Here is a 23,332-nt window from a genome sequence, read left to right as displayed (position 1 = left end):
ATAGTGTTGTCGGTGGTTATGGCGGTAGGGGAACGCCCGGTCCCATTCCGAACCCGGTAGCTAAGCCTTCCTGCGCCGATGGTACTGCACTCGACAGGGTGTGGGAGAGTAGGTCGCCGCCGACATTCAACATTTCAGGGGATCCCTCGGACCGTTTCGGTCCGGGGGATTTTCTGCGTTCTAGGCCCGGTTTTCTGGTGGCGGTCCGACGGTCCGGTGGGTCCGGGGCGCGGGTCCTGGGGTGTCGTCGACGCCGGGTGGGTGTGTCGTCTGCGGTCGTCGTGCGTTCCGCGGGACGCCGCCAGGTCCGCGGAACGCCGCCAGGACGGGGAACACCGCCGGGACCGCGCAACGCTGCCAGGACCGCGGAACGCCGCCAGGTCCGCGGAACGCCGCCAGGTCGGCGCAACGTTGCCAGGGCCGCGTTCCGCGGAACGCGGTCGGGACGCGGACGGGTTCTCGGAGCGCGACCTGCCCGACCGGCGGGCGCCGACCCGGCGCGGACCTTGTGCCGACCCGGTGGCGAGCGGCTCCGACAGCTCTCCCGGGGCCCGCAGACCGTCGGGGCGCGTTCCGCGGAACGCGCCCGCACGGCGTCCCCCAGGTCGTTCACACAGGCGGCGCCGGCGGCTGCCTGTGGGGCCGGACGGGTGTTCGGCGCCCGACCGGAGGGCGGGCCAGGTCGGGGCCGGCCACAGGCTCGCGCGCAGTGAACGCGTGTGCGTACGGGTCGTTGCGGAGATGTGGCTGATCGGGCGTCGACCGTTCTTGGTCGGCTCCACCGTTCTGACCATCGTGGCTGTGCCGGCCGTGCCGGCCGTGCCGGCCGTGCCGGCCGTGCTGGCCGAGGTACCCGTGGCCCTCGTGGCCCTCGTGGCCCTCGTGGCCCTCGTGGCCCTCGTGGCCCTCGTGGCCCTCGTGGTCGTCGTTCTCGTCGTGGCGGTCGGCGTGGTAGTGCGTTCCGCGGAACGCCGCCACGACCGCGTGCCCCGGAATTCGGGCAGGGAGTGAACCGGTTCTCGGAGCACGAGCTTTCCGGGTGGCTGGGGTGGCCCGGTGGCGGGCGGCTCCCATGACTCTCCGTCGGCCCGCGCGGACGGTGGTCCGCGTTCCGCGGAACGCGCACCCCTGGGTCCCCGGTACGCCGTTCCCGCAGGTGGGGCCGGTCGGGTGTGAGGAGGACGGACCGCCGTCGGCACCCGAGCGGAGGGCGTGCGTGGCCCGGACACCTGACATCGGTGGCCGGCTCGCCCGTCGTGCCGCTGGAGCCGCGTGCGTTCCGCGGAACGCAGCGGAGCGGACCACCTCGGCCGCCGCGCCGGGTCGCTGCGACGTGTCGGTGCGCGTTCCGCGGAACGTTCCGGGTGGGTGACGTTGCACAGGAATGGAGCCGCGGTGACGGAGGTGGTCCCCCGAACCGGCAGCCTGCCGGACCCGACGGGATGCGTTCCGCGGAACGCGGGGTCCGGCTGGGTCCGTGATCCGCGGCGCAGGACTGATGGTGCGGAGTGCGTTCCGCGGAACGCGTCGGTGCACGGCGCTCCGAGGTGACGACCCGTCGCTCGCTCCATCGCGTCACAGGCACGGGAGGACCGAGCGGCGTTCCGCGGAACGCGCATCGTCAGCTCTGCGAGCACCGTCGTTCGTTCGCGCCGTATGCCCGATGAACGCCCACGCTGCCGTGTCCGTCGGAACCCGCGCTCTCTGCCGATCTGCGGCCCCGTGCACGGGATGGCGTCCGGCGCGCCGTGTGCCCGAGTGCGTTCCGCGGAACGTGACCGGCGCGGCGTTCCGCGCGGTCGCGGCACGGCCTGTGTCGACCGTGGACGGCACCGCGTCCCGTGACGGGGGCCGCGTTCCGGGACGCGCCGCACGCCGACCACCGATGTGGGCGCCTGCTCGTCCCGCAGCCCGTTCTGTGCTCCCATGCACAGTGGGATGTATGCAGAGCTGAGATTTGTATACTTGAGCGTGGGTCGATCCGGAGGCCCGTCGTCGTCGAGGAAGGTCCGCATGAGCACCGCAACTCCCACCCGTCCCTGCTTCCATCTCGCGATCCCGGTCGACGACCTGGCGGCCGCCCGCCGGTTCTACGGCGACGTCCTGGGCCTGCCCGAGGGCCGGTCGTCGGACATCTGGGTCGACTGGAACTTCCACGGCCACCAGGTCGTCACGCACGTCGCCCCGCGGTCGACCCCGCCCGCGCACAACCCGGTCGACGGGCACGACGTCCCGGTGCCGCACTTCGGGCTGGTGCTCCCGGTGGCCGGGTTCCACGAGCTGGCGGACCGCCTGCGCGCGGCGGGCACCGCGTTCGTCATCGAGCCGTACCAGCGGTTCGCGGGCGAGCCCGGGGAGCAGTGGACGATGTTCCTGACCGACCCCGCCGGCAACAACCTGGAGTTCAAGGCGTTCGCCGACGAGTCCCAGATCTTCGCGAAGTAGATGTCCCGCACCAAGGCCGGCGCGATCCACGATGCGCTGCGCGACGAGATCGTCGCCGGTCATCGCGCGCAGGGCTCCGTTCTCGACGAGGCCGAGCTCGCCGCGACGTTCGGCGCCTCCCGGACACCGGTCCGGGAGGCGCTGCGCCGCCTGCAGAGCGAGGGGTTGCTGACCACCGGCAGTCGTCGTCAGATGCGGGTCGTCGACCTGTCCGGCCACCGCAGCGACGCGCACCGGCGGGAGATCGCCACGGTGCGCGTCGCGCTGGAGGGGGCCGCGGCGGTCGAGGCGTGCACCGTGCACACCGAGGGAGAGGTCGATCCGCTGCGGGTCGCCGTCCTGCGCCAGCGGCGGGTCGCCGCGACCGGGGACGTCGAGGGCTTCCTCGCCCTCGACGAGGAGTTCCACCGCGATCTCGCCGCGCTCGCCCGGATGCCCACGCTGTCGCTCCTCCTCGAGCAGCTCGGTGCGTTCGTCCGGCTCGCCCGGCAGGGCGTCCCGACCGACACCGGGCACATGCTCGGCCTCGCCGACGAGCACGATCACCTGCTCGACCTGCTGGAAGACCGCGACCCGGGTGCACTGCGGGAGGCGCTGTCGTCGCACATCCACGACCTGGGTCCGCGCGGGAGTCGCAACGAGTTCTAGACCGAACAGGGGTCGGCGGGAACCCGACGGCCCCCGTGTACGACAGTGACGGTATGGACTGTCAGCTGTGCCGCGAGGTGGTGTCCGCCGCCCTCGACGGCGAGGCCGCCCCCGAGGAGCGCGCGGCGGCCGACGTGCACCTCGACGGGTGTCCCGCCTGTCGCACGTACGCCGCCGGCGCCGAGCGCGTCACCCGCCTCACCCGGGTACGCCCGGCGGAGGAGGTACCGGACATCGCGGCCGCGGTGCTGTCGGCGCTCGGCGTCGACGACCCCGACACCGTGGCCGTCCCGTCGGCCCGGCCGGACCTGACCTGCCTGGCCGGGGGCTGCTGCGGCGGCGACGTCGTCGCCGATGTCGTCCCCGGTGCCGAGCGGTCGGCGTGCGGCTGCCTGGCCAGCTGCGGCTGCGGCTGCCAGGACGGCGCTCCGTGCCGGTGCGGCACGAAGGCCGCCTGAGCACGGGCGCGGACCGGGGACCACCCCCGTGACGGCACCGGCCGGGGCCTGCCATCCTGGCAGGCGTCGCGCACGACCCGCACCGTCCGGCGCGCGGGCCACGGCGAGGAGCAGGAGGGACCGCATGAGCGAGCAGCCTGCCCCCCACGCCTCGACGAGCCCCGAACTGGAGGACGAGCTCACCCGGATCGCCTGGCGCGTGGAGCGCTGGATCGACCCCGGGCCCGCCGCCGTCGTCGCGGGCGCGTCCGTCGCCGCGATCTCGGCGTCGCTGCTGATGCCCTGGTCCGTCCATGCCGACGGCTGGCAGATCCTGGCCGGACACGTCGTGATGGGTCCGCTGCCGCGGCTGTTCACCGTGGTCGCGGCCGTCGGGCTGGTCGTCTCCGTCCTCGCGCTCCTGACCCGGTTCTGGCCACTGGCCTGGACGGCGGCGACCTGCACCGGGATCGGTGCGCTGACCGGCCTGTGGGCGGTGTGGGCACGGCAGACCGGGAGCCCGGAGGCCGACATCGGCCCGGGGCTGGTGGTGACCGTGCTCGGCGTCTGCGTGCTGTTCGCGACCTGGGCCCGGATCGTCGTCGCCGCCGGCACGCACGTGCCGGGAGCCCCACCGGCCTGACCTCAGCCGGCCGTCCGCAGCCCCGCACGGACGGCGAGGGCCCGCACCGCGGCGGCGACCTGGTCCGGCGACTCGTGCACCGGGGTGTGGCCCGTGCCGAGCACGACGAGCTCGCCGTCGCCGACCGCCGCGGCCAGCTCGGCCGCGCGTTCCACCGGCCGCGTCGGGTCGTGCCGTCCGTGCACGACGGTCACCGGCATCGTCAGCGCCGCGAGCCGCGGTTCGAGATCGAGGTCGCGCTGGCTCGCGAGCACCTGGGCGACGGCCTCCGGTGTCACGCCCGCGGCGTAGTCGCGCAGGACGGCCGCGAACTCCGCCGTGGGAGGCGTCGCGAACGAACGGTCCAGGACGGCCTGCCGCAGCTCCGGGCCCCACGCGGTGCGGACCCGCTCGATGATCGCGTCGACGTCGCCGTGCCCGCGCATGTGCGCCCCGGTCCCGACGGCCAGGAGCCCGGCGACCAGCTCCGGCCGCTCCGTCGCCAGCCACAGCGCGACCGCTCCGCCGGTCGAGTGCCCGATCAGCAGGACCGGGCCGCGCCCGGCCGCGGCGACGGCGTCCCCGATCCGGTCCGCGACGGCGGGCACCGTCCACGGGCCGGAGCCGGTCAGCCAGTCGACCGGCTCGACGTCGAAGCCGTCGCCGAGGGTCGCGGCCAGCGCGTCGAACACGGCGGGGGAACACAGCGTCCCCGGCACCGCGACGACCGGCACCGGCCGGCCGGGTCCGCTCCCGCTCATCCGGCCAGTGTGGCGCGCCGGCCCTCGGCCAGGTCCTCCAGGTCGGACACCGCGGCGTCGGCCTGGGGGAGCGCCAGCATCGCCCGCTGCGCGCGGCGCATCTGCGCGCGCACCGGGGCACCGTGGTCGCCGAGCAGCTCGGCGCAGGCCTCCGCGACCCGCGCGGGGTCGGGCGGGCAGTGCGCGCCGATCCCGAGCGCGGCGACCCGCTCGGCGTTGTGCTCCTGGTCGCCGAACTGCGGCAGCACCGCGAGGGGCACCCCGTGCCGGACGGCCTCCCGGATGCCGTTGTAGCCGCCGTGGGTGAGGAACAGGTCGGCGCACTGCAGCAGCAACGGCTGCGGCACCCAGGGCGACGGGTGCACGTGGTCCGGGAGGTCGACGTCGTCGAGCGGCAGCCCGCCCGTGGACAGCACCACCTCGGCGTCGAGCCGTGACACGGCGTCGACGACCGTGCGCAGCGCGACGTGCGGGTCGACCGGACCAGGGGGCGGCGGCTCGCCGGCGCGGGCGGCGTCCTCACCGCGCCGGGCCATCATCGGCATCGCGGTCCCGATGCCGGCCAGCACCAGCGGGCGCCCGGCCGGGAGCTCGCCGATCCAGGCCGGCAGGGTCTCGCCACGGGCGACCTGGTCGTCCTGCCGGAACGCGAGCGGCGCCGTGATCCCGGGTGCGGCCAGCGAGAACTCGGCCGGCATGCAGTCCAGCCTGCCCCAGCGGTGCAGGGCCGCCGGGTCGGCGGGCGCCGCGAACCCGAGGTCGCGGCGGCGCTCGGCGAGGGCGTCGGCGACGATCTCCGGGGTCAGCACGTTGCCCGCACCCGACGGCGCCGCCACGCACGGGACACCCAGGTGCTCCGCCACCAGCAGGCCGGCGGTCTCACCGCCGTCGCGCAGCACCAGGTCGGGCTTGCCGTCGCGCTCGCACACCTCCAGCAGCGCCCGCGCCGAGCCGGTGACCTGCGGGCCCGCGAACAGTGTCGGCAGCATGGCCCGGGTCAGCTCGGTCGTGCTCAGCGACGACGGGTCACCGAGCGCGGCGAGGACCGGCCCCAGGTGCTCGGCGGCCTCGGTCATCGGCGCGAACACCGCCTCGACCCGCACCGGGGCGTCGGCGAACACGCCCGCGACGTCCGGCGCGCAGGCGACGACGACGTCGTGCCCGGCCGCGCCCAGTGCCCGCGCGAACGGCAGCACCGCCCGGCCGTGGGAGGGGGACCCGGTCACGCTGCAGACGACTCGCACCCCTCGATGATCATCCGGTTGGTTGCGGGATGCAAACGGTCAGCTCCGGGTCCACCGGCCGAGCACCATCAGCGTGCGGGTACCGGTGACGGTCCCGGTCCGCCGCAGCCGGTCCACCACCTCCTGCAGGTGGTCGAGGTCGCGGACCCGCATCTGGACGAGCGCGTCGAGGTCGCCGGCGACGGTGTAGACGGCCTGCACCTCGGGCTGGCGGGACGCCGTCTCGACGATGTCGCCGACGCTCGTCGCACCGGCGTAGCGGACCTCGCTGAACGCCTCCACCGGCCAGCCGAGCCTGCGGTGGTCGACCTGCACGGTGAAGCCGGTGATCACCCCGGTCTCGCGCAGCCGGTCCACCCGGCGCTTCGTCGCCGCGGTGGACAGCCCGACCCGGCCGGCCATGTCGGCGAAGGTGCGGCGGCCGTCCTCGTGGAGCAGCCGGAGCAGCGCGTGGTCGATGTCGTCGACCTCGGGGTTGTCGGGCACGGGGGGCCTCCGGCGCAACGATGTCCTGTCTATCGGGCAGCACAAGCGTATCCGTTGCGTCTTCGTGGCGAACTTGCTGCACTGCATTGCGCCGGTGGTCGGCGTCACGTTGTCCTGTACGCACCGTGCCGGGCGCCGCGCGGGCCGGGCACCCCGGTCCGCGCCCCACCACCGACTCGACGAGGAGCCACGCATGAACGGTCCGACCGAGGTCGGTGTGACCCTGGACGACAAGTACGTCGCCACCCGCGGCCGCGCGCCGATGACCGGCGTGCAGGCCCTCGTCCGGCTCACCCTCGCCCAGGCCCGGCTCGACGCCGGGCGCGGGTTCGACACCGCGTCGTTCGTCTCCGGCTACCAGGGCTCCCCGCTGGGCGGCCTGGACACCGAGTTCGGCCGCGCGCGCACCCACCTCGACGCGGCCGGCGTCGTCTTCCGGCCGGGGCTGAACGAGGAGCTCGCCGCGACCGCCGTCGCCGGCACCCAGATGCTCGACGCCGTCCCGGGCGCCCGGCACGACGGCGTCGTCGGGTACTGGTACGGCAAGAACCCCGGTCTCGACCGGGCCGCCGACGCGATCCGGCACGGCAACCTGGCCGGCACCGCGCGGCTCGGCGGTGCCGTCGCGATCATCGGCGACGACCCGTCCTGCAAGTCCTCCACCGTGCCCAGCTCCTGCGAGCCGATCGCGCAGAGCCTCTGCCTGCCGCTGCTCGCGCCGGGCTCGGTGTCCGAGGTGGTCGAGTTCGGCCTGCACGCCGTCGCGCTGTCGCGGGCCACCGGGCTCTGGACCGGACTGAAGATCATCGCCGACGTGGCCGACGCGTCGTCCACGGTGGAGCTGGGAGCGCTCGACCCGGACCTGCTGGGTGTGCCGCTCCCGCCCGCGACCGACCGGGCGCAGGCCGGAGCGCTCGTCGGCCCGGCCGCGGTCGACGCCGAGCACGACCAGCTCACCCGGCGTCTCGACCTCGCCCGCCAGTACGCCCGCGAGACCGGACTCAACCGCGTCACCTTCGACGCCCGCGAGTCCCGGCTGGGGATCCTCGCCTCCGGCACCGGCTACGCGACCGTGCTCCGTGCCCTCGACGACCTCGGCCTCGGTGAGGGCGAGCTCGACGCGCTCGGCGTCCGGCTGATCCGCCTCGCGATGCCGTTCCCGATCGACCGCGACGCGCTCGCCGGCCTGGTCGAGGGGCTGTCCGAGGTGCTCGTCGTCGAGGACAAGGTGCCGTTCCTCGAGGGGCACCTGCGCGACGCCCTGTACGGCCGCGACCACCGGCCGCGGATCACCGGCCGCCGCGACGACCGCGAGCGCCCGCTGCTCACTGCCCGCGGCCAGCTCTCCGCCGAGGACGTCGCCCGTGCCGTCGCCGCGCGGCTCACCGCGTGCGGGGCGACGCTCCCGGCCGGGGCCGTCGCGCACCTCGACCGGCTCGCCCCGCCGAAGCCGTCCCGGATCACCGTCCCGATGGCCGGCGACCTCGGCAGCCGCACCCCGTACTTCTGCTCCGGCTGCCCGCACAACACCTCGACCCGGACCGCGGACGACACGCTCGTCGGCGTCGGGATCGGCTGCCACGCGATGATCGCGCTGGACGGCGAGCACCGCGGCCGCCAGGTCGGGCTGACCCAGATGGGCGGCGAGGGCGCCCAGTGGTTCGGGCTCGCCCCCTTCACCGACGACCGCACGCTGGTGCAGAACCTGGGCGACGGGACCTTCCACCACTCCGGCTCGCTCGCGATCCGGGCGGCCGTCGCCGCCGGGGTCACGATGACCTACAAGCTGCTCTACAACGACGCGGTCGCCATGACCGGCGGTCAGCGCGCCGAGGGCCGGATGGGCGTCCCCGAGATCACCCGCTCGCTCGCGCTGGAGGGCGTGCGCCGCATCGTGGTCACCACCGACGAGCCGCAGCGCTACCGGCGCACCGCGCTCGACCCGATCGCGTCGGTGCGCCACCGCGACGACCTGCCCGGCGTCGAGCGGGAGCTGGCCGCCGTCGACGGCGTCACCGTCCTGATCCACGACGACCGCTGCGCCGCCGAGGAGCGACGCCTGCGCAAGCGCGGGAAGCTCCCCGTCCCGGCGGAGAAGATCGTGATCAACGAACGGGTGTGCGAGGGCTGCGGCGACTGCGGCGACAAGAGCACCTGCCTGTCGGTGCTCCCGGTCGAGACCGGGTTCGGCCGGAAGACGCGCATCCACCAGGCGTCCTGCAACTCCGACCTGTCCTGCCTGAAGGGCGACTGCCCGTCGTTCCTGATGGTCACCCCCGGCACCCCGCGCCGCCGCGGGATCCCGCCGCTGCCGGTCACCCTCACCGACCCGGAGCCGCGCACCACCGGCGACTCCACGCTGATCCGGATGCCGGGCATCGGCGGCACCGGCGTCGTCACCGCGTCGGCGGTCCTGCAGATGGCCGCCCACCTCGACGGCCTCTGCGCCGCCGGGCTGGAGCAGGTCGGGCTCGCGCAGAAGGGCGGCCCCGTCGTCTCCGACGTGCGGATCTCCAAGCAGCCCGTCGACGGCATCCTGCGGGCCTCCCGCGGCACCGCCGACGTCCTGATCGGGATGGACCTCGTCGGGACGGCCACCGACGCCACCCTCGCGGTCGCGCGGCCCGGGCACACCGTCGCCGTCGTCACCACCTCCCTGATGCCGACCGCGGCCATGGTCACCGGCCGGGTCGTGCTCCCCGGCTCCACCGAGGACGCCGTCGAGCGGATCGGACGGGTCACCCGCGACCTGCTGACCGTCGACGCCCAGACGCTCGCCGAGGCACTGTTCGACGACCACCTCCCGGCGAACATGCTGCTGCTCGGCGCCGCCTACCAGCACGGGGTGCTGCCGGTGTCCGCCGAGGCCCTGGAGCAGGCGGTCCGGCTGAACGGCGCCGCGGTCGAGCGCACGCTCACCGCGTTCCGCTGGGGCCGGGCCGCTGCGATCGACGCCGCCGCGGTGCACGCCGCGCTGGTCGCGCCCGAACCGGCCGTGGTCGCGGTCGACGAGACGTCCGGCGCGCTCGCCCGCTCCGTCGCGTCCGGCGACGAGTCCTTCGAGGACCTGCTCGCCACCCGGATCGCCGACCTCACCGGCTACCAGGACGCCGGGTACGCCCGCCGCTACGCCGAGGAGGTCCGCCGGGTCGCCGCGATCGCGAGCGTCCGGGCGGGCGACGACGCCGGCACCCGGGTCGCCGCGGCCTACGCCCGCGGCCTGCACACGCTGATGGCCTACAAGGACGAGTACGAGGTCGCCCGCCTGCACCTCGACCCGGTCGAGGTCGCGCGCCGCGCGAGCGAGTACGGCCCGGACGCCCGGGTCTCGGTGATGCTGCACCCGCCGGTGCTGCGGGCGCTGGGCATGCAGCGCAAGATCGCGCTCGACGGGCGGGTCGCGGCGCCCGCGTTCCGGGCGCTGCGCGCGGCGCGCCGGCTGCGCGGCACGGCGCTGGACGTGTTCGGCCTGGCCGGGGTGCGCCGCGTCGAGCGGGAGCTGATCGGGGAGTACCAGGCGCTGGTCCGGGAGGCGCTGGACGCGCTCGACCCCGGCACCGCGGAGGAGGTCGTCGCGGTCGCGGAGACGGCGTCGATCGTCCGGGGCTACGAGGACGTCAAGCTCGCGAACGTGGAGCGTTTCCGCGCCGCGGCCGCCGAGCGCCTGGCCGCCCTGCGCGGTTGAGTGCCGCCGGGGCCGGGCGCGGTCGGGCGCGGGCTACTTCAGCAGCTTCTGCACCTCGCGGAACCGGGGGTGGGTCGCGTCGCGCAGCCACTCGAACAGCACCATCTCCGAGGTGACGACCTCCGCGCCGGCCGCCCGCGCCCGGTCCAGCGCGACGGACTTGTCGCGGGGGTCCCGGGAGCCGGTCGCGTCGGCGGCGACCAGCACCCGCCGGCCGTCGGCCAGCAGCTGCAGGACCGTCTGCAGCACGCAGACGTGCGCCTCCATCCCGGTCACGACGATCTCCGAGCGGCCGGGCGGGAGCAGCCCGGACCCGTCGGCGGCGAACCGGGACTTCGGCGTCACCAGGTGCGGGTACCCGGAGAGCTGTCCGACGGTGGGCCCGAGCTTGTCCGGGACCTGCTCGGTGGCCAGTACCGGCACACCGAGCAGACCCGCGCCCTCGGCGAGCCGCGCGGCCCGCGCGACGACCTCGTCACCGTCGTGGATCGCGGGGGCGAGGCGTTCCTGGAGGTCGACCAGCAGCAGGACGGCGTCGTCGGCGGTCATCAGCACGGACCGACCGTAACGCGGGGACTCACTCGCAGGCGACGCCGTCGTTGTCGCGGTCGAGCTTGGCGGCGTACCCGGGCTGGCCGCGGTAGAGGGGGGCGGCGCCCGCGGCGCGTGCGGCCGTGCAGTTCTTGTAGTAGGTCCCGCCGGACGACGCCGGGGCCTTCGCCGCGGGAGCCTTCGTCGCCGGGGCCTGCGCGACCGGGCGGGGTGCGGCGGTGCGCGGTGCCTCGGTGCGCGGGGCGGCCTGCAGCGCGGCCTTCCGCTCGGTCGTCGGGGCGGCCTGCCGGGTGGCGGGCTCGGTGGAGGCGCCGCAGCTGCGGCCGCCGGCGTCGAGGGCGGTCAGCCCGGCCAGGTACGACGCCGAGGCGTTGTTCCCGCCCCGGTAGACGCCGGTGTGGGTGGCCGGGACCATCAGCCGGCCGAAGTCGCCGGACGCGGTGCCGACGTAGCGCACCTCGCGGCCGTACCGGTCGAGGTCGACGCCCGGCTCCCGGGTCAGGGTGACGGTCGCGCCGGACAGCCACCGGCGGGCCGCCGCCGTGGCGTCGCGGCCCCCGGTCGTGCCGGTCTCGCAGGAGTCGATCCCGATCACCCGGATCCGCCGGTCGCCGACGCGGAACGTGTCGCCGTCGGTCACCGAGGTGACGACGACGGTCTCGGCGCCGGTCCCGTAGCCGGTCGACCCGCTGCCGGAGCCGGTGCCCGCCGGCGCCGCGGGGGACGAGGTCGTCGCCGGGGCCGCCGCGGGGGCGACGGCGGCCGCGGGGCCGGCCGCGGAGGCGGCGTCGGTGATCGTCGGCTCGTCCGGGCCGCCACAGGCGCACACGGTGGCGGCGACGACGAGAACGGTGCCGAACAGACCGGCCTTGGACACGGGGTTCCTCCGGGAGGACAGGGAGCGTGGTCCGGCGGATGCCGGATACGGCCGGTTCGTCGACGGTGGCGGAGTAAGCGTTAACCCGGTGGGAGCAGGCATCGTCAGAACTGATGAGGACGGCTCCGCGGGCTAGGCTCGGCGTCGTGGCAGAGCAGGTGATGCCGGCCGCGTTCATCGGGCACGGCAACCCGATGAACGCGCTGGAGACGAACCGCTACACCGAGTCCTGGCGCGCGTTCGGTGCGTCGGTGCCCCGCCCGCGGGCGATCCTGGTGATCTCCGCGCACTGGTACATCAACGCGACCGCCGTGACCGCGATGCCGCGCCCGCGCACCATCCACGACTTCTTCGGCTTCCCGCAGGAGCTCTTCGACGTCCAGTACCCGGCGCCCGGGCTGCCGGGGCTGTACGAGGAGATCGCCGAGATCGTCCGGCCCACCTGGGTCGGGGCCGACGCCGACAGCTGGGGCATCGACCACGGCACCTGGTCGGTGCTGGTGCACGCCTTCCCGGACGCGTCGATCCCGGTCGTGCAGCTGGCGATCAACGCGAACGAGCCGCTGGAGTACCACCTGGAGCTCGGCGCGAAGCTCGCCCGCCTGCGCCGCTCGGGGGTGCTGGTCGTCGCCAGCGGCAACGTGGTGCACAACCTCGCCGGCGTCGACTTCTCCCGGCCGGACGACGGGTTCGACTGGGCACAGCGGTTCGACGAGGCCGCCCGCGAGCTGATGACCGGCACCCCGGACGAGTTCGCGACCCTCGACCGACACCGCGACTACCGGCTCGCCGTCCCGACCCCGGACCACTTCATACCGGCGCTGTACCTGGCCGGGCTCGCCTCGGCCGACGGCGGCGAGCGCCCGGAGGTGCTCGTCGACGGCTACGCCTACGGCTCGCTGTCGATGACGGCGTACACGGTCGGCCTGGACCGGGCGGCGGCCGGGGGAGCGGGCGGCCTGGCCGGCGCCCCGGCCGTCGCGCCGCAGGGGCCGCCGCCCGAGTCGTCGGGCATCTGAGCGCGCGCCCGCCCGGTGGCGGGACGGTCAGTCCCGGGACGCCCGGATCACACGGTCGAGCACGGCGCGGAGGTCCTCCAGCTCGGCCGGCGGCATGCCCAGCCGCTCGACGATCGCGGGCGGGATCGCCTCGGCCTCGCGCCGCAGGTCGCGCCCGGCCGCCGTCAGCGTCACCGCGAGGGTCCGCTCGTCGCCGGGCACCCTCCTGCGCTCCAGGAACCCGGCCGCCTCCAGGCGTTTGAGCAGCGGCGACAGCGTGCCCGGGTCGAGGGCCAGCTCGCGTGCCAGCTCACCGCCGGACCGCGGCGACCGCTCCCAGAGCGCGAGCATCACCAGGTACTGCGGGTGGGTCAGCCCCATCGGCTCGAGCAGCGGCCGGTAGAGCGCGATCACGTTCCGCGCGGCGACGGCCAGGGCGAAGCACACCTGCCGGTCCAGCTTCAGCAGGTCGTCCTGGTCACCCGGGGATGCGGCCTCCACGACCGGCATCGTACATTGTTGGTGCACCAAGGATTGGGGGACCAACAGTGGACGAGCCGCACCGTCCCGGCCCGCTGCGCTGGCTGCTCTACGTCTTCGGCGCGGGACTGCCGGACCGGCACCGCACCTGGGTGCTGCACGACGTGACGGTGCCGACCTGGCAGCTGCGCCACCTCGTGCGGGTCACGGTGCAGCTGCTGCCGATCGGGGTGGCCCTGTACCTGCTCATCCCGGGACCGGTGTACGTCCGGGCGCTGTCGGTGCTGGCGGGTGCCCTGCTGGGCTACTTCTACTCGGTCGCCTACATGTACGAGTCGGCCGAGCACCGGGTGGTGAAGGCCGGCTACCCGGTCGGGCACGCCGCCGCCGTCCGCGCCGAGGCCGGCGCGGACGAGCGGGACGCGGCGCGCGAGCGCTACGAGCGCCGCTGGCGCAGCTGAGCCCGGCCCGGGTCAGCCCGCCATCGTCTCCGGCAGCCACATCACGATGCCCGGCACCGCGGCGAGCAGCACCACCAGCACGAGCAGGCCGAGCACGTAGGGCAGGACCCCCACGAAGATCTCCTCGGCCGGGCGGCCGGTCGAGCTCGACACGATGAACACGTTCATCCCGAGCGGCGGCGTGACCAGCCCGATCTCGGCGAGCAGGATGACCAGCACGCCGAACCAGATCGGGTCGAAGCCGAGCTGCTCGATCAGCGGCAGCACCACCGGCACGGTGAGCGCGAGGATCGCGAGCTGGTCGAGGAACGCGCCCAGCACCAGGTAGACGACCGCGATCAGCGCGAAGATCAGCAGCGGTGGTGCCGCGATGCCGCCGATCGCCTCGACCAGCGTCACGGTGATCCCGGTCAGCGTCATGAAGTAGCCGAACAGGTACGCCGACGAGATGATCAGCAGGATCATCGCGGTCGAGGTCAGCGTCTCGACCAGCGCCTCCCGGATCCGGGCGAGGTCCAGCCGGCGGCGCGCGAGCCCGATCGCCAGCGCCCCCGCGACGCCGAGGCCCGCGGACTCGGTCGGCGTGGTCAGCCCGAAGTAGATCGAGCCCACGACGAGGAGGAAGAGCACGGCGACCGGACCGAGCACCGGGATCGTCCGGATCTTCTCGGCCATCGTGTGCCGCTGCCCGGCCGGTGCCCGCTCCGGGTTCCGGCGGACCAGGACCAGCGTGGTGACGATGATGGTCAGGGTGACGAGGAGGCCGGGCACCAGGCCCGCGACCAGCATCTGGCCGACGCTGACCTCGGCGAGGATCGCGTAGAAGACCAGGATGATGCTCGGCGGCACCATCGCGGCGAGGGTCCCGACGACGGCGACGAGACCGCCGGCGAGCGTGCGGTCGTAGTTCTGCCGCTCCATCTCGGGGACGGTCGTCGAGGCCAGTGCGGCGGCCGCGGCGGTGCTCGACCCGGAGACGGCCGCGAAGGTGGCACCCGTGGTCGTCGTCGCCACCCCGAGCCCGGCGGGGACCCGCCCGACCCAGATCCGGGCCGCCTCGAACAGCTCGGTCGTCACGCCGCTCTTCAGCACGAGCTGTGCCATCAGGATGAACAGGGGGATCGCGGCCAGCGTGTACGCCGAGACCGCGGTGTAGGGCGTCGTCTGCAGGAACCCGACGGCCGTCTCCGGGCCGCCCAGCGCGAGCAGGCCGACCACGCCGCTCAGGCCGATCGCGATGCCGACCGGCACCCGGATCAGGAGCAGGGCGAAGAGCAGGACCAGCACTCCGGCGAGGACCATCAGTGCGTCTCCTCCGCGGTCACGGGGCGGGCGGGGGTGTCGGGGGCGTCGTCGGTGTCGTGGGTGTCGCTGTGGGTGTCGTCGCGGGTGTCGCCGCCGGTGCCGTGACGGGCCACGGTCACGAGGGTGTGCAGGGAGCGCAGCACGGCCAGCCCGGCGCCGAGCGGCACCATCACCGCCGACGTCCACACCGGCCAGGACAGCTCGGACGCGCCCGCGAGCGGGGCGTCGCCGAACCGGGCGGCGTCCAGGGTCAGGACCAGCCCGCCGTAGCCGACCAGGGCCAGGAACACCGCGGTCAGCAGCGGCCCGAGCAGGTCCAGTGCGCGACGCCCGCCGGGGCCGAGCCGGGTGTACACCAGGTCGATCCGGACGTGCGCGCCCTCGCGCACCGTGTAGGACAGCCCGAGGAAGAAGAGCCCGATCAGCGCGTAGTCGCCGACGAAGCCGACCGACCACGACAGCGGCGCCCCGACGAGGTAGCGCAGCGCGACGTCGACGACGATCAGCACGCCGGTGGCCGCCAGGCCGGACAGCCCGACGGCGGCGAGGACGTTCTCGGCGGTCCGCAGCAGGCGGTCGGCGGGGCCCCGCTCCGGCGCGCTCATCGTGCCGCCTCCGCGTTCCCGGCCCGGGTCAGCGCCTGTTCCATCGCGGTGAGGACGGCCCGGCCGGGCTTGCCCCGGTCCTCCATGCCGGTGACCCAGTCGGCGCGGACCTCGGCGACCTTCTGCTGCCAGCGGGCCTGCTGGGCTGGCGTCAGCGAGGTGAAGGTCATCCCGCCGGCCTCGAGCTCCGCCCGGGCCTCCTCGGTCTCCCGGGTCATCTCGTCGCACAGGTGGCCGACGGTCTCGTCGCCGGCGACGCGCATCGCCTCCCGCTGCGGCTCGGGCAGCTCCTGCCAGAGGGACTCGGAGATCGAGAAGGTGAGGGTGAACCCGCCGAGGGGGGCGCCCTCGGTGGCGTGCGAGGCGACCTCGTCGAGGCGGTAGGGGACCGCGCTCATCGGCGGCAGCGTCATCGCGTCGACGGTGCCGCGGGACATCGCCTCGTAGACCTCCGGCCCGGCGATCGAGACGGGGGTGGCGCCCAGGTGGCCGAGGGTCTGGTCGACGACGCCGCCGGGGGAGCGGGTCAGCAGCCCGGCCGCCTGGTCCGGGTCGGTGACCGGGCCGTTGGTGAACAGCTCGTACTGCGGGACGACGCCGACGAACAGCGGCCGCAGCCCGCGCGGGGCGAACTCCTCCTCGTAGAGGATCCCGCCCTCGCGGGTCAGCTCGCTGACGGCGCGCGCGGTGGTGCAGGAGTCCCCGCTGAGCCCGGGGAGGTCGCCCACGTTGGACAGCGGGAGCTTGTCCGACAGGTAGGGCGGGGAGACCACGCCGATGTCGACGGCGCCCCCGGCGACGAGCTTGACGTAGTCGGTGGCCTTGCCCAGCTGCTCGGACGGGAAGTAGTCGAAACCGACGGCCCCGCCGGTCAGCTCGGTCACCCGGTCGGTGAAGTGCACGATGCCGTCCCGCGAGGCGGGATGCGACACCGGGTAGGAGTCGGCGACCACGAGCGTGCGTGCCGCGTCCGGCCCGGGATCCCCCGGTGCGGGTGCGCACCCGGCGACCAGCGCGGCCGCCGCGGCGAGCGAGCCCGCCAGCAGCCCGGCTCCGTTGCCCAGCCTTGTCATCGAACGGTTCCCCTTCGGCGTCGTCCACCGGCGCGCCGGGCGGGGTGGACGGCGGCGCGGGACGCCGGTGTCCCGGCGCGTGCCGGGTGGGCCCCCGCGACGCCCGCCCCGGACGGCTACGGCCGGACGGTGGCACGGACCGGTGGGCCCGTGCTCGGCGTCACAGCCAGCCTCGCACGATCGGGCATATCGGATCAAGAATCATCAGATGTTTTGAGCCGGGCATTCTGCGGTGGCGGCTGCGTGCGCAGCGGTTCGATTCGGGAAAACATCAGACGTATGGGTGCGCGCCGAACGGCCGGGCCGGTGAGTCCACCGGCCCGGCCGTGTCACGGGGGAGAGGAGCCGCAGGACCTCAGCCCAGCAGCGGCTTCACCTTCGTGCCGAAGTCGTGCACGCCCTGCTCGAAGTCGTCGAAGGTGAACATCATCCCCTTCACCCCGGGCATCGTGGCGACCTGGTCGATCTGCCGGGCGACCGTCTCGTAGCTGCCCACGAGGGTGGCCATGTTGAAGTTGACCGCGCCCTCCGGGAGGTTGATCGTCCGGGCGGTGCCGGAGCCGTCCGCGGTGGCGTCCTTGCCGCCCTCGTCGGACATGTAGCCCAGGGCGGCGGCGTCCGCACCGGCGTTGTAGGACGCCCACTTCGCCTGGGCCTCCTCGTCGGTCTCGGCCATGATCGCCATGAACAGCGGCAGCGAGCCGACGTCGCGCCCGGTGGTCTCGGCCGCCTTGGCGAGGCGCTGGGTGGACTCCCGGTAGACCTCCGGGTCGTTGACCCCGGGGGAGAGCACGAAGTTGTAGTCCCCGTACTCGGCGACCATCCGCATCCCGCGGTCGGACTGCCCGGCACACACGATGTCCACGTGCCCCGACGGCCGCGGCGAGAGCACGCAGTCGTTCATCGTGAAGTGCTCGCCCTGCAGGTCGCAGCGGCCCTTCTCGAACAGGTCGCGCAGCACCTGCACGTACTCGGTGGAGTAGTCGTAGCGGTAGCCGAAGTAGTCGTCGCCGGGCCACAGGCCCATCTGGTCGTACTCGCCCTTGGCCCAGCCGGAGACGATGTTGATGCCGAACCGGCCCGGCGCGATCGAGTCGATCGTCGTCGCCATCCGGGCGACCAGCGCCGGCGGCAGTGTGAGGACCGCGGTGGAGGCGTAGAGCTTGATCCGCTCGGTGACCGCGGCGAGCCCGGCCATCAGCGTGAACGACTCCAGGTTGTGGTCCCAGAACTCGGTCTTCCCGCCGAAGCCGCGCAGCTTGATCATCGAGAGGGCGAAGGCGAAGCCCTGCCGCTCCGCCTCCTGGACGACCCGCTTGTTCAGGTCGAACGACGGCATGTACTGGGGGCTGTTCTCCGAGATCAGCCAGCCGTTGTTGCCGATGGGGATGAAGACGCCGAAGTCCACGGGGAGTCCTTCCGGTCGGAGGCGGGGCCGGCCGCGGCGGGCCGGACGGCGGGTGTGGAACGCAGTACCGGGGCGACCTCGCGGGCGAGCAGGTCGAGCGAGGCGAGGGCGTCGTCGACCGGCATGCCCGCCCAGTCGGTGCGGAGCACGAAACGGTCGACGCCGATCTCGTCGCGCCAGGGGAGCAGCGCCGCGAGGCAGTCCTCCGGCGAGCCCACCACGAACCTGTCCTGTGCGAGGTCGTCGTAACCGGCCCGGAACGACTCGTTTCCGGGCAGGACACGGTCCTGGCCCCAGTCGGCGTAGACCTCGTACTTCGCCGCCAGGTACGGCCGGGCCAGCTCGAGCGCGCGCTCCCGGGTCGGCGCGCAGTAGACCTCGCGCATCAGCGGGAGCTCGCCGACCGGGCCGCGGCCGTGCGCGGCCCGCTCGGCGTGGAACAGCTCCAGCTGGCGCCGCACGGTCGAGGCGGTCGCGTGCGGGTTGATCATCCAGGTGTCGGCGAGCCGCGCCGCGCGGCGGACGGCGCCGTCGGAGTTGGCGGCCATCCACACCGGCGGCGACGACGCCGGCAGGTTCGTCGCGCGCACGCCGTCCAGCCGGCACCACGGGACGTCGGCGTGCACCGGCTCGCCCGACCACAGCTCCCGCACGATCCGCAGGTTCTCGGTGAACCGGCGGACCTTCTCCCCGGGCGGGATCCCGAACGCGGCGTACTCGGTCTCCCGGTAGCCGAGGCCGACGCCGAACACCGACCGGCCCCCGGCGACGACGTCGAGCCCGGCGAAGTTCTCCGCGGTGTCCACCGGGTTGTGCAGTGCCAGCAGGTGGATGCCGGTACCGATCCGCATGTCACCGGCGTCGGCGGCGAGCCGGGCCAGCCACGGCAGCGGCTGGATGTGGGAGAACGACTCGGGCAGGTGGTGCTGGCCGGCGAACACCGAGTCGAGCCCGCCGTCGCGCGCGGCCCGCACGAGCCGCAGCTGCTCGTCGAGCGCGACGAGCGGGTCGCGGCCCGCGGGCTGCTGGTGGGTCAGGAAGACCCCGACCTCCACCGGCCGGTCAGCCACGGCACGCCTCGGCGAAGTCCGCGGCCGGGGTGCCGTCGCCCAGGCCGAGCACCGCGGCCTGCACCCGGTCGGCGACGGCGTCCGGGGCGACCCGGCCGATCGTGTCCCGGAACTTCGCGGCGATCTCGTCGTTGGTGAGCGGCCGGTCCTCGTGGCCCCGGTTGACCTGCTCGCGGTGCCGCAGCACCCGGCCGTCGGCCAGCTCGATCTCCACCGCGCCCGAGTAGGCCGCCGGGAACCCGCTGTCCGGGTCGTCGGAGACCCGCACCTTCTGGGCGAGGTCCAGCACGGCGCGGTCGGCCAGCGCGTCGTCCTCCAGTTCGGCGAGGGTGAAGCGGCCGCGGGTCAGGGCGGTGGCGACGACGTAGGGGAGGCTGAACTTGGCGTCGTACTCGTCGCGCGGGGCCCACTTGGCCTCGGGCGGCTCGCAGACGACCTTGCCCGGCACCGGGTGGATCGCGCAGCGGATCTCGCGGATCGTGGTGTCGCCGATCTCCTCGCGCAGCAGCAGCGCCGCGTCGGCGAAGGCGTGGATGAAGTGGCAGATCGGGTACGGCTTCACGGCCGTCCGCATCAGCTCCCAGGTCTCGCCCAGCTCCGCGCCGACGGCCTCGGGCCGGGTCTCCCGGCCGGCGAGGTGGGTGTTGTAGAGCCCGAACCGGCCCTCGTAGACGGCGGGCGGTCCGCTCCAGCCCGCCGACGCGAACCCGGCGGCGGTCAGCCCGGACATCGCCGCCCAGCCCGGGTGGAGGCGCTTCGTCCACGACCCGTCGGCGAGGAACTCGAGCAGGCCCGCACTCATCGACCCGACGACGCCCTGCGCCCGGGTGATCCCGGCGGCGTCCAGACCGGACACCCGGCCCGCGGCGACGGCGGCGCCGAACGCCCCGGCGACGGCGGTCGGGTGGAAGCCGACGTCGTGGAACCCGCCCGCACCGCCGATCCCGACCCGGGCCGAGACCTCGACGCCGAGCACGTAGGCCAGCAGCAGGGTCCGGGTGTCGGCGCCGCGGGAGATCGCGGCCGCCAGCGCGGCGGGCAGCGCGGCCGCCGAGACGTGGGTGACGGCCGGGATGTGGGTGTCGTCGAAGTCCATCCCGTGGATCAGCACGCCGTTGAGCACGGCGGCGTCGCGGGCGGGGAGCCGCTCGGACATGCCGAGCACCGGCTGCTCACCGGCTCCGCCGAAGGCGGTCAGCGCCTGCAGCGCGACGCCGGGGAAGGGATAGGCGGTGGAGGCGAACGCCAGGCCGACGGCGTCCAGCACCAGGTGGCGGGCCCGTTCGAGCACCTCCTGCGGGACGTCGTCGAGGTCGGCCCGGGCGGCGAACTCGCCGACCCTCCCGGCCAGGGTGGGTGCCTGCACTGCGGTCATCGGTGACCTCCGGATCGAGGGCGAGGTTAGGTCAGACGTATTCGGATGGGAAGGGCCCGCCGATCCGGTCTGCGATCGGCGGCCGGCGGCGGTGGTGGTCGGTGCGGTCCTGGAACAGCGCCGCGACGCGCAGCGCGGTGATCTCGTCGTGCGGGCGGGCGATCAGGAGCGCGGAGACCGGGCAGCCGTCCGGGGCGAGCCCGGTGGGCAGCGCCAGGCCGGGTGCGCCGGTGAGGTTGCCGAGCATCGTGGCGCGCGACTGCGCCGCGTAGAGCGGGTAGCGCTCGCCGTCGACGACGACGGTGCAGTCCGGCAGCCGCGGCGCGGTCGCCGGGGTCGTCGGGACGACGATCAGGTCGGCCCCGGCGAACACCGCGTCGAGCTCGCGCTGCAGCTCGGCCCGGAAGTGCAGCGCCCGCAGGTAGTCCGCGGCCGGGGTGGTGATGCCCTGGCTGATCCGGCGCACCGTCACCGGGTCGTAGCCGTCCCAGTGGCCGGCGTCGGCCCGGTGCACCGCGGCGGCCTCGGTGAACACGAGCTGGTAGCCGATCGGCAGTGCCCGGTGCGCGGACGGGATCTCCCCGGGCACGATCTCCGCGCCGGCGTCGGTGAGCACGTCGACGAGGTGGTCCACGCCCGCGCGGACCGCGGAGTCGCACAGCTCGGTGAGGTAGCCGCCGGGCCGCGCGACCCGCAGGCCGCGCAGGTCGGCCGGGACGCCCGTCGGGGGGAGGGGTGGGAGCTCCGGGACCCGGGGGTCCCGCCCGTCCGGGCCCCGGAGCAGACCGAGGACGAGCCCGGCGGTGCGGGCGTCGCGGGCCAGCGGGCCGATGGTCTCGGTGGTCCAGGACAGCGGCACCGACCCGGTCCGCGGGATCGCCCCCGCGGTGGGCTTGAGCCCGGTGAGCCCGCACCAGGCGGCGGGCAGCCGGACCGAGCCGCCGACGTCGGTGCCCAGGCCGAACGGCACCACCCCGGCGGCGACCGCGGCCGCGGTGCCGGTCGACGAGCCGCCCGCCCAGCGTTCGGGGTCCCACGGGTTGCGGCAGGCCCCGGTGAGCGGCGGGTGCGGCCCACCGACGGCGAACTCGGTCGTCGCGTCCTTCGACACCGGGACCGCCCCGGCCGCCTCCAGCCGGGCGACGACCGTCGCCGACTCCGCCGCGGGGGCGGCGCCGGCGCGGGTGCGGGAGGCGGCCGTCGTCGGGACCCCGGCGACGTCGATGACGTCCTTGACCGCGAAGGGCACGCCCTCCAGGGGGCGCGGTCCGCCCGCGGGCTCGCGGTGGGCGAGCGCGCGCTCGCGCAGCACCCGGATCGTGCAGTTCAGCTCGGCGTGCAGGCGTTCGAGGCGGTCGAGCGACTCCGGCACCCGGCCGGACCACGCCTCCCGCAGCGCGGCCGCCAGCGGGTCGTCCGCGGGTGGCGCACCGGCGCCGGCGGGCGGCGGGAGCAGCCAGGCGTCACCGGCGGCCGGGTCCGCCGCCACCGCCGGGACCGGGATCTCCCGCAGGGCGGCGGCGACCGGCTCGGTGCCGGCCACCGCCTCGCCCATCGCGGCGACCTGGTCCGGCTCCAGCGCGTAGCCCAGCCGCGCGGCGAGCGCCCCGAGCACCCCGAGGTCGTCGGCCGAGGTCACCGCACGGTCGCCTTCCCGGACAGCAGCGCCTTCGCGACGACACCGCGCAGCACGTCGTTGGTGCCCTCGCCGATCGACATCAGCGGGGCGTCGCGGTAGAGCCGCTCGATCTCGAACTCGGTGGAGTAGCCGTAGCCGCCGTGGATGCGCATCGAGTCGATCGCGCACTCCAGCGCCTGCTCGGAGGCGAAGATCTTGGCCATGCCGGACTCGGTGTCCATCCGGACGCCGTCGTCCATCCGGGACGCCGCCCAGTAGGTCATCAGGCGGGCGGCCTGCAGCCGCACCGCGATCTGGGCCAGCCGCTGCTCGACGGCCTGGAACTCGCCGATCGGGCGGCCGAACGCGGTGCGCTCGCGGGCGTAGTTCAGGGCCTCGTCGTAGGCGCGCTGGGCGATCCCGACACTGCGCGCCGCGATGTTGATCCGGCCGGTCTCCAGCGACGACAGTGCCTGCTGCAGCCCGCGGCCCTCGACGCCGCCGAGCAGCTGGGAGGCGGGGACCCGGACGTCGGTGAGCACGACCTCGCAGGACTCGGTGCCCTTGTAGCCGAGCTTGCCGATGTCGGCGGTGACCTCGAACCCGGGGGAGTCCGCCTCGACCAGCAGGATGCTCATGCCCTTGTGCGCGGGCTCCGCCGACGGGTCGGTCTTGACCAGCACCGGCAGCGGGTCGGCGTGCCGCGCGTTGGTGATCCACATCTTGGTGCCGTTGACGACGTAGTCGTCCCCGTCGCGGCGCGCTGTGGTGCGGATGCCCTGCAGGTCGGTGCCCGCGCCGGGCTCGGTGAGCGCGATACCGGTGCGCCGGGTGCCGCTCGCGAGGTCGGGCAGGTAGCGCTGCTTCTGCTCCTCGGTGCCGTGCCGGGCCAGCATGAAGCAGGACACCGAGTGGCTGCCCAGGATCCCGGCGATGCCCATCCAGCCCCGGGAGATCTCCTCGAACGCGAGCCCGAACGAGACGGTGTCGGCGCCCAGGCCGCCGTGCTCCTCGGGGACGGCGAGCCCGAACAGCCCGAGCTGCTTCATCCCCTCGACGATCTCGGTCGGGTAGCGGCCGGAGTGCTCCCACTCCCGCGCCACCGGCACGATCTCCTTGTCGACGAAGCTGCGCAGCGTGTCCCGGAACAGGCGCTGCTCGTCGGTGAACCGGAAGTCCATC

The 23,332-nt window shown here is 74.6% G+C and carries 22 protein-coding genes and 1 rRNA gene; 9 read left to right on the top strand and 14 right to left on the bottom strand.

The features are described from left to right. Positions 1-8 precede the first annotated feature (8 nt). The 6 genes from rrf (at position 9) to PP1_RS07460 (ending at position 4,173) form a co-directional block, all read left to right on the top strand. Positions 9-125, top strand: a 5S ribosomal RNA gene (gene rrf, locus PP1_RS07485). 616 nt (positions 126-741) lie between these two features. Then, on the top strand, positions 742-1,011 hold the full coding sequence (locus PP1_RS07480) for a hypothetical protein (protein ID WP_157178965.1): 270 nt from the start codon (positions 742-744) through the stop codon (positions 1,009-1,011). Between the two features lie 1,002 nt (positions 1,012-2,013). Further along, the gene (locus PP1_RS07475) at positions 2,014-2,445 is read left to right on the top strand and encodes a VOC family protein (protein WP_010230949.1); all 432 of its coding nucleotides are present in this window, start codon (positions 2,014-2,016) and stop codon (positions 2,443-2,445) included. Beyond that, positions 2,446-3,093, top strand: coding sequence for a GntR family transcriptional regulator (locus PP1_RS07470; protein ID WP_010230947.1), 648 nt, complete (start codon positions 2,446-2,448; stop codon positions 3,091-3,093). It abuts the gene before it with no gap. Positions 3,094-3,146: 53 nt separating this feature from the next. Continuing rightward, positions 3,147-3,551: a zf-HC2 domain-containing protein gene (locus tag PP1_RS07465; RefSeq protein WP_010230945.1), complete on the top strand. Its 405-nt coding sequence runs from the start codon at positions 3,147-3,149 to the stop codon at positions 3,549-3,551. A 124-nt stretch (positions 3,552-3,675) separates the two neighbouring features. Beyond that, positions 3,676-4,173, top strand: a complete 498-nt coding sequence (locus PP1_RS07460) for an Rv2732c family membrane protein (protein ID WP_010230943.1) — start codon at positions 3,676-3,678, stop codon at positions 4,171-4,173. A gap of 2 nt (positions 4,174-4,175) precedes the next feature. Here the strand turns inward: PP1_RS07460 and PP1_RS07455 are convergent, their stop codons facing one another. The 3 genes from PP1_RS07455 to PP1_RS07445 are packed head-to-tail and all read right to left on the bottom strand — an operon-like array spanning position 4,176 to position 6,643. Further along, on the bottom strand, positions 4,176-4,913 hold the full coding sequence (locus PP1_RS07455; RefSeq protein WP_139323823.1) for an alpha/beta fold hydrolase: 738 nt from the start codon (positions 4,911-4,913) through the stop codon (positions 4,176-4,178). Beyond that, positions 4,910-6,139: a glycosyltransferase gene (locus tag PP1_RS07450; RefSeq protein WP_083697070.1), complete on the bottom strand. Its 1,230-nt coding sequence runs from the start codon at positions 6,137-6,139 to the stop codon at positions 4,910-4,912. The genes PP1_RS07455 and PP1_RS07450 overlap by 4 nt, the downstream gene beginning before the upstream one ends. A gap of 57 nt (positions 6,140-6,196) precedes the next feature. Beyond that, entirely contained in the window at positions 6,197-6,643 is a 447-nt protein-coding gene (locus PP1_RS07445) for an Lrp/AsnC family transcriptional regulator (RefSeq protein WP_010232063.1), read from the bottom strand. Positions 6,644-6,836: 193 nt separating this feature from the next. Between PP1_RS07445 and PP1_RS07440 the strand changes: the two genes are divergently transcribed. After that, positions 6,837-10,328, top strand: coding sequence for an indolepyruvate ferredoxin oxidoreductase family protein (locus tag PP1_RS07440; protein ID WP_010232065.1), 3,492 nt, complete (start codon positions 6,837-6,839; stop codon positions 10,326-10,328). A gap of 33 nt (positions 10,329-10,361) precedes the next feature. Here the strand turns inward: PP1_RS07440 and PP1_RS07435 are convergent, their stop codons facing one another. Both PP1_RS07435 and PP1_RS07430 read right to left on the bottom strand, forming a co-directional pair. After that, a complete protein-coding gene (locus PP1_RS07435; protein ID WP_170918201.1) occupies positions 10,362-10,877 on the bottom strand; it encodes an isochorismatase family protein in 516 nt (171 codons plus the stop codon). Positions 10,878-10,905: 28 nt separating this feature from the next. Beyond that, entirely contained in the window at positions 10,906-11,757 is an 852-nt protein-coding gene (locus PP1_RS07430) for an excalibur calcium-binding domain-containing protein (RefSeq protein WP_075314082.1), read from the bottom strand. 146 nt (positions 11,758-11,903) lie between these two features. Between PP1_RS07430 and ygiD the strand changes: the two genes are divergently transcribed. Further along, on the top strand, positions 11,904-12,776 hold the full coding sequence (ygiD, locus tag PP1_RS07425) for a 4,5-DOPA dioxygenase extradiol (RefSeq protein ID WP_249265956.1): 873 nt from the start codon (positions 11,904-11,906) through the stop codon (positions 12,774-12,776). A gap of 27 nt (positions 12,777-12,803) precedes the next feature. Here the strand turns inward: ygiD and PP1_RS07420 are convergent, their stop codons facing one another. Then, positions 12,804-13,265: a MarR family winged helix-turn-helix transcriptional regulator gene (locus PP1_RS07420; RefSeq protein WP_075314083.1), complete on the bottom strand. Its 462-nt coding sequence runs from the start codon at positions 13,263-13,265 to the stop codon at positions 12,804-12,806. A gap of 38 nt (positions 13,266-13,303) precedes the next feature. Here PP1_RS07420 and PP1_RS07415 point away from each other — a divergent pair, with 38 nt between their 5' ends. Beyond that, positions 13,304-13,696: a DUF5313 family protein gene (locus PP1_RS07415; protein ID WP_010224037.1), complete on the top strand. Its 393-nt coding sequence runs from the start codon at positions 13,304-13,306 to the stop codon at positions 13,694-13,696. 12 nt (positions 13,697-13,708) lie between these two features. Here PP1_RS07415 and PP1_RS07410 read toward each other — a convergent pair whose 3' ends face one another. From PP1_RS07410 to PP1_RS07375, 8 genes are all read right to left on the bottom strand, one after another. After that, positions 13,709-14,998 carry a TRAP transporter large permease gene (locus tag PP1_RS07410; protein WP_010224035.1) on the bottom strand — a complete coding sequence of 430 codons (1,290 nt, stop codon included), beginning with the start codon at positions 14,996-14,998 and terminating at the stop codon, positions 13,709-13,711. Then, positions 14,998-15,606 carry a TRAP transporter small permease gene (locus PP1_RS07405; protein ID WP_010224033.1) on the bottom strand — a complete coding sequence of 203 codons (609 nt, stop codon included), beginning with the start codon at positions 15,604-15,606 and terminating at the stop codon, positions 14,998-15,000. The genes PP1_RS07410 and PP1_RS07405 overlap by 1 nt, the downstream gene beginning before the upstream one ends. Continuing rightward, on the bottom strand, positions 15,603-16,679 hold the full coding sequence (locus PP1_RS07400) for a TRAP transporter substrate-binding protein (RefSeq protein ID WP_010224031.1): 1,077 nt from the start codon (positions 16,677-16,679) through the stop codon (positions 15,603-15,605). Before PP1_RS07400 ends, PP1_RS07405 begins: the two co-directional genes overlap by 4 nt. 355 nt (positions 16,680-17,034) lie before the next feature. Next, on the bottom strand, positions 17,035-18,087 hold the full coding sequence (gene rutA, locus PP1_RS07395) for a pyrimidine utilization protein A (protein ID WP_010224029.1): 1,053 nt from the start codon (positions 18,085-18,087) through the stop codon (positions 17,035-17,037). Continuing rightward, positions 18,042-19,157 carry an LLM class flavin-dependent oxidoreductase gene (locus tag PP1_RS07390; RefSeq protein ID WP_010224027.1) on the bottom strand — a complete coding sequence of 372 codons (1,116 nt, stop codon included), beginning with the start codon at positions 19,155-19,157 and terminating at the stop codon, positions 18,042-18,044. Before PP1_RS07390 ends, rutA begins: the two co-directional genes overlap by 46 nt. Further along, positions 19,150-20,532, bottom strand: a complete 1,383-nt coding sequence (locus tag PP1_RS07385) for an MmgE/PrpD family protein (RefSeq protein ID WP_010224025.1) — start codon at positions 20,530-20,532, stop codon at positions 19,150-19,152. The genes PP1_RS07390 and PP1_RS07385 overlap by 8 nt, the downstream gene beginning before the upstream one ends. A gap of 31 nt (positions 20,533-20,563) precedes the next feature. After that, positions 20,564-22,171 carry an amidase gene (locus tag PP1_RS07380; protein ID WP_075314084.1) on the bottom strand — a complete coding sequence of 536 codons (1,608 nt, stop codon included), beginning with the start codon at positions 22,169-22,171 and terminating at the stop codon, positions 20,564-20,566. Further along, positions 22,168-23,331 (bottom strand): acyl-CoA dehydrogenase family protein, encoded by a 1,164-nt coding sequence (locus tag PP1_RS07375; RefSeq protein WP_010235935.1) that lies wholly within the window; start codon positions 23,329-23,331, stop codon positions 22,168-22,170. Before PP1_RS07375 ends, PP1_RS07380 begins: the two co-directional genes overlap by 4 nt. Position 23,332 lies beyond the last annotated feature (1 nt).

Origin of the sequence: Pseudonocardia sp. P1 (assembly GCF_000178675.2) — a bacterium.
In the GTDB taxonomy this organism is placed as follows: Bacteria; Actinomycetota; Actinomycetes; order Mycobacteriales; family Pseudonocardiaceae; genus Pseudonocardia.
The sequence above is the reverse complement of the archived record's forward strand: the minus strand, read 5'-3'. Positions and strand labels throughout refer to the sequence as shown.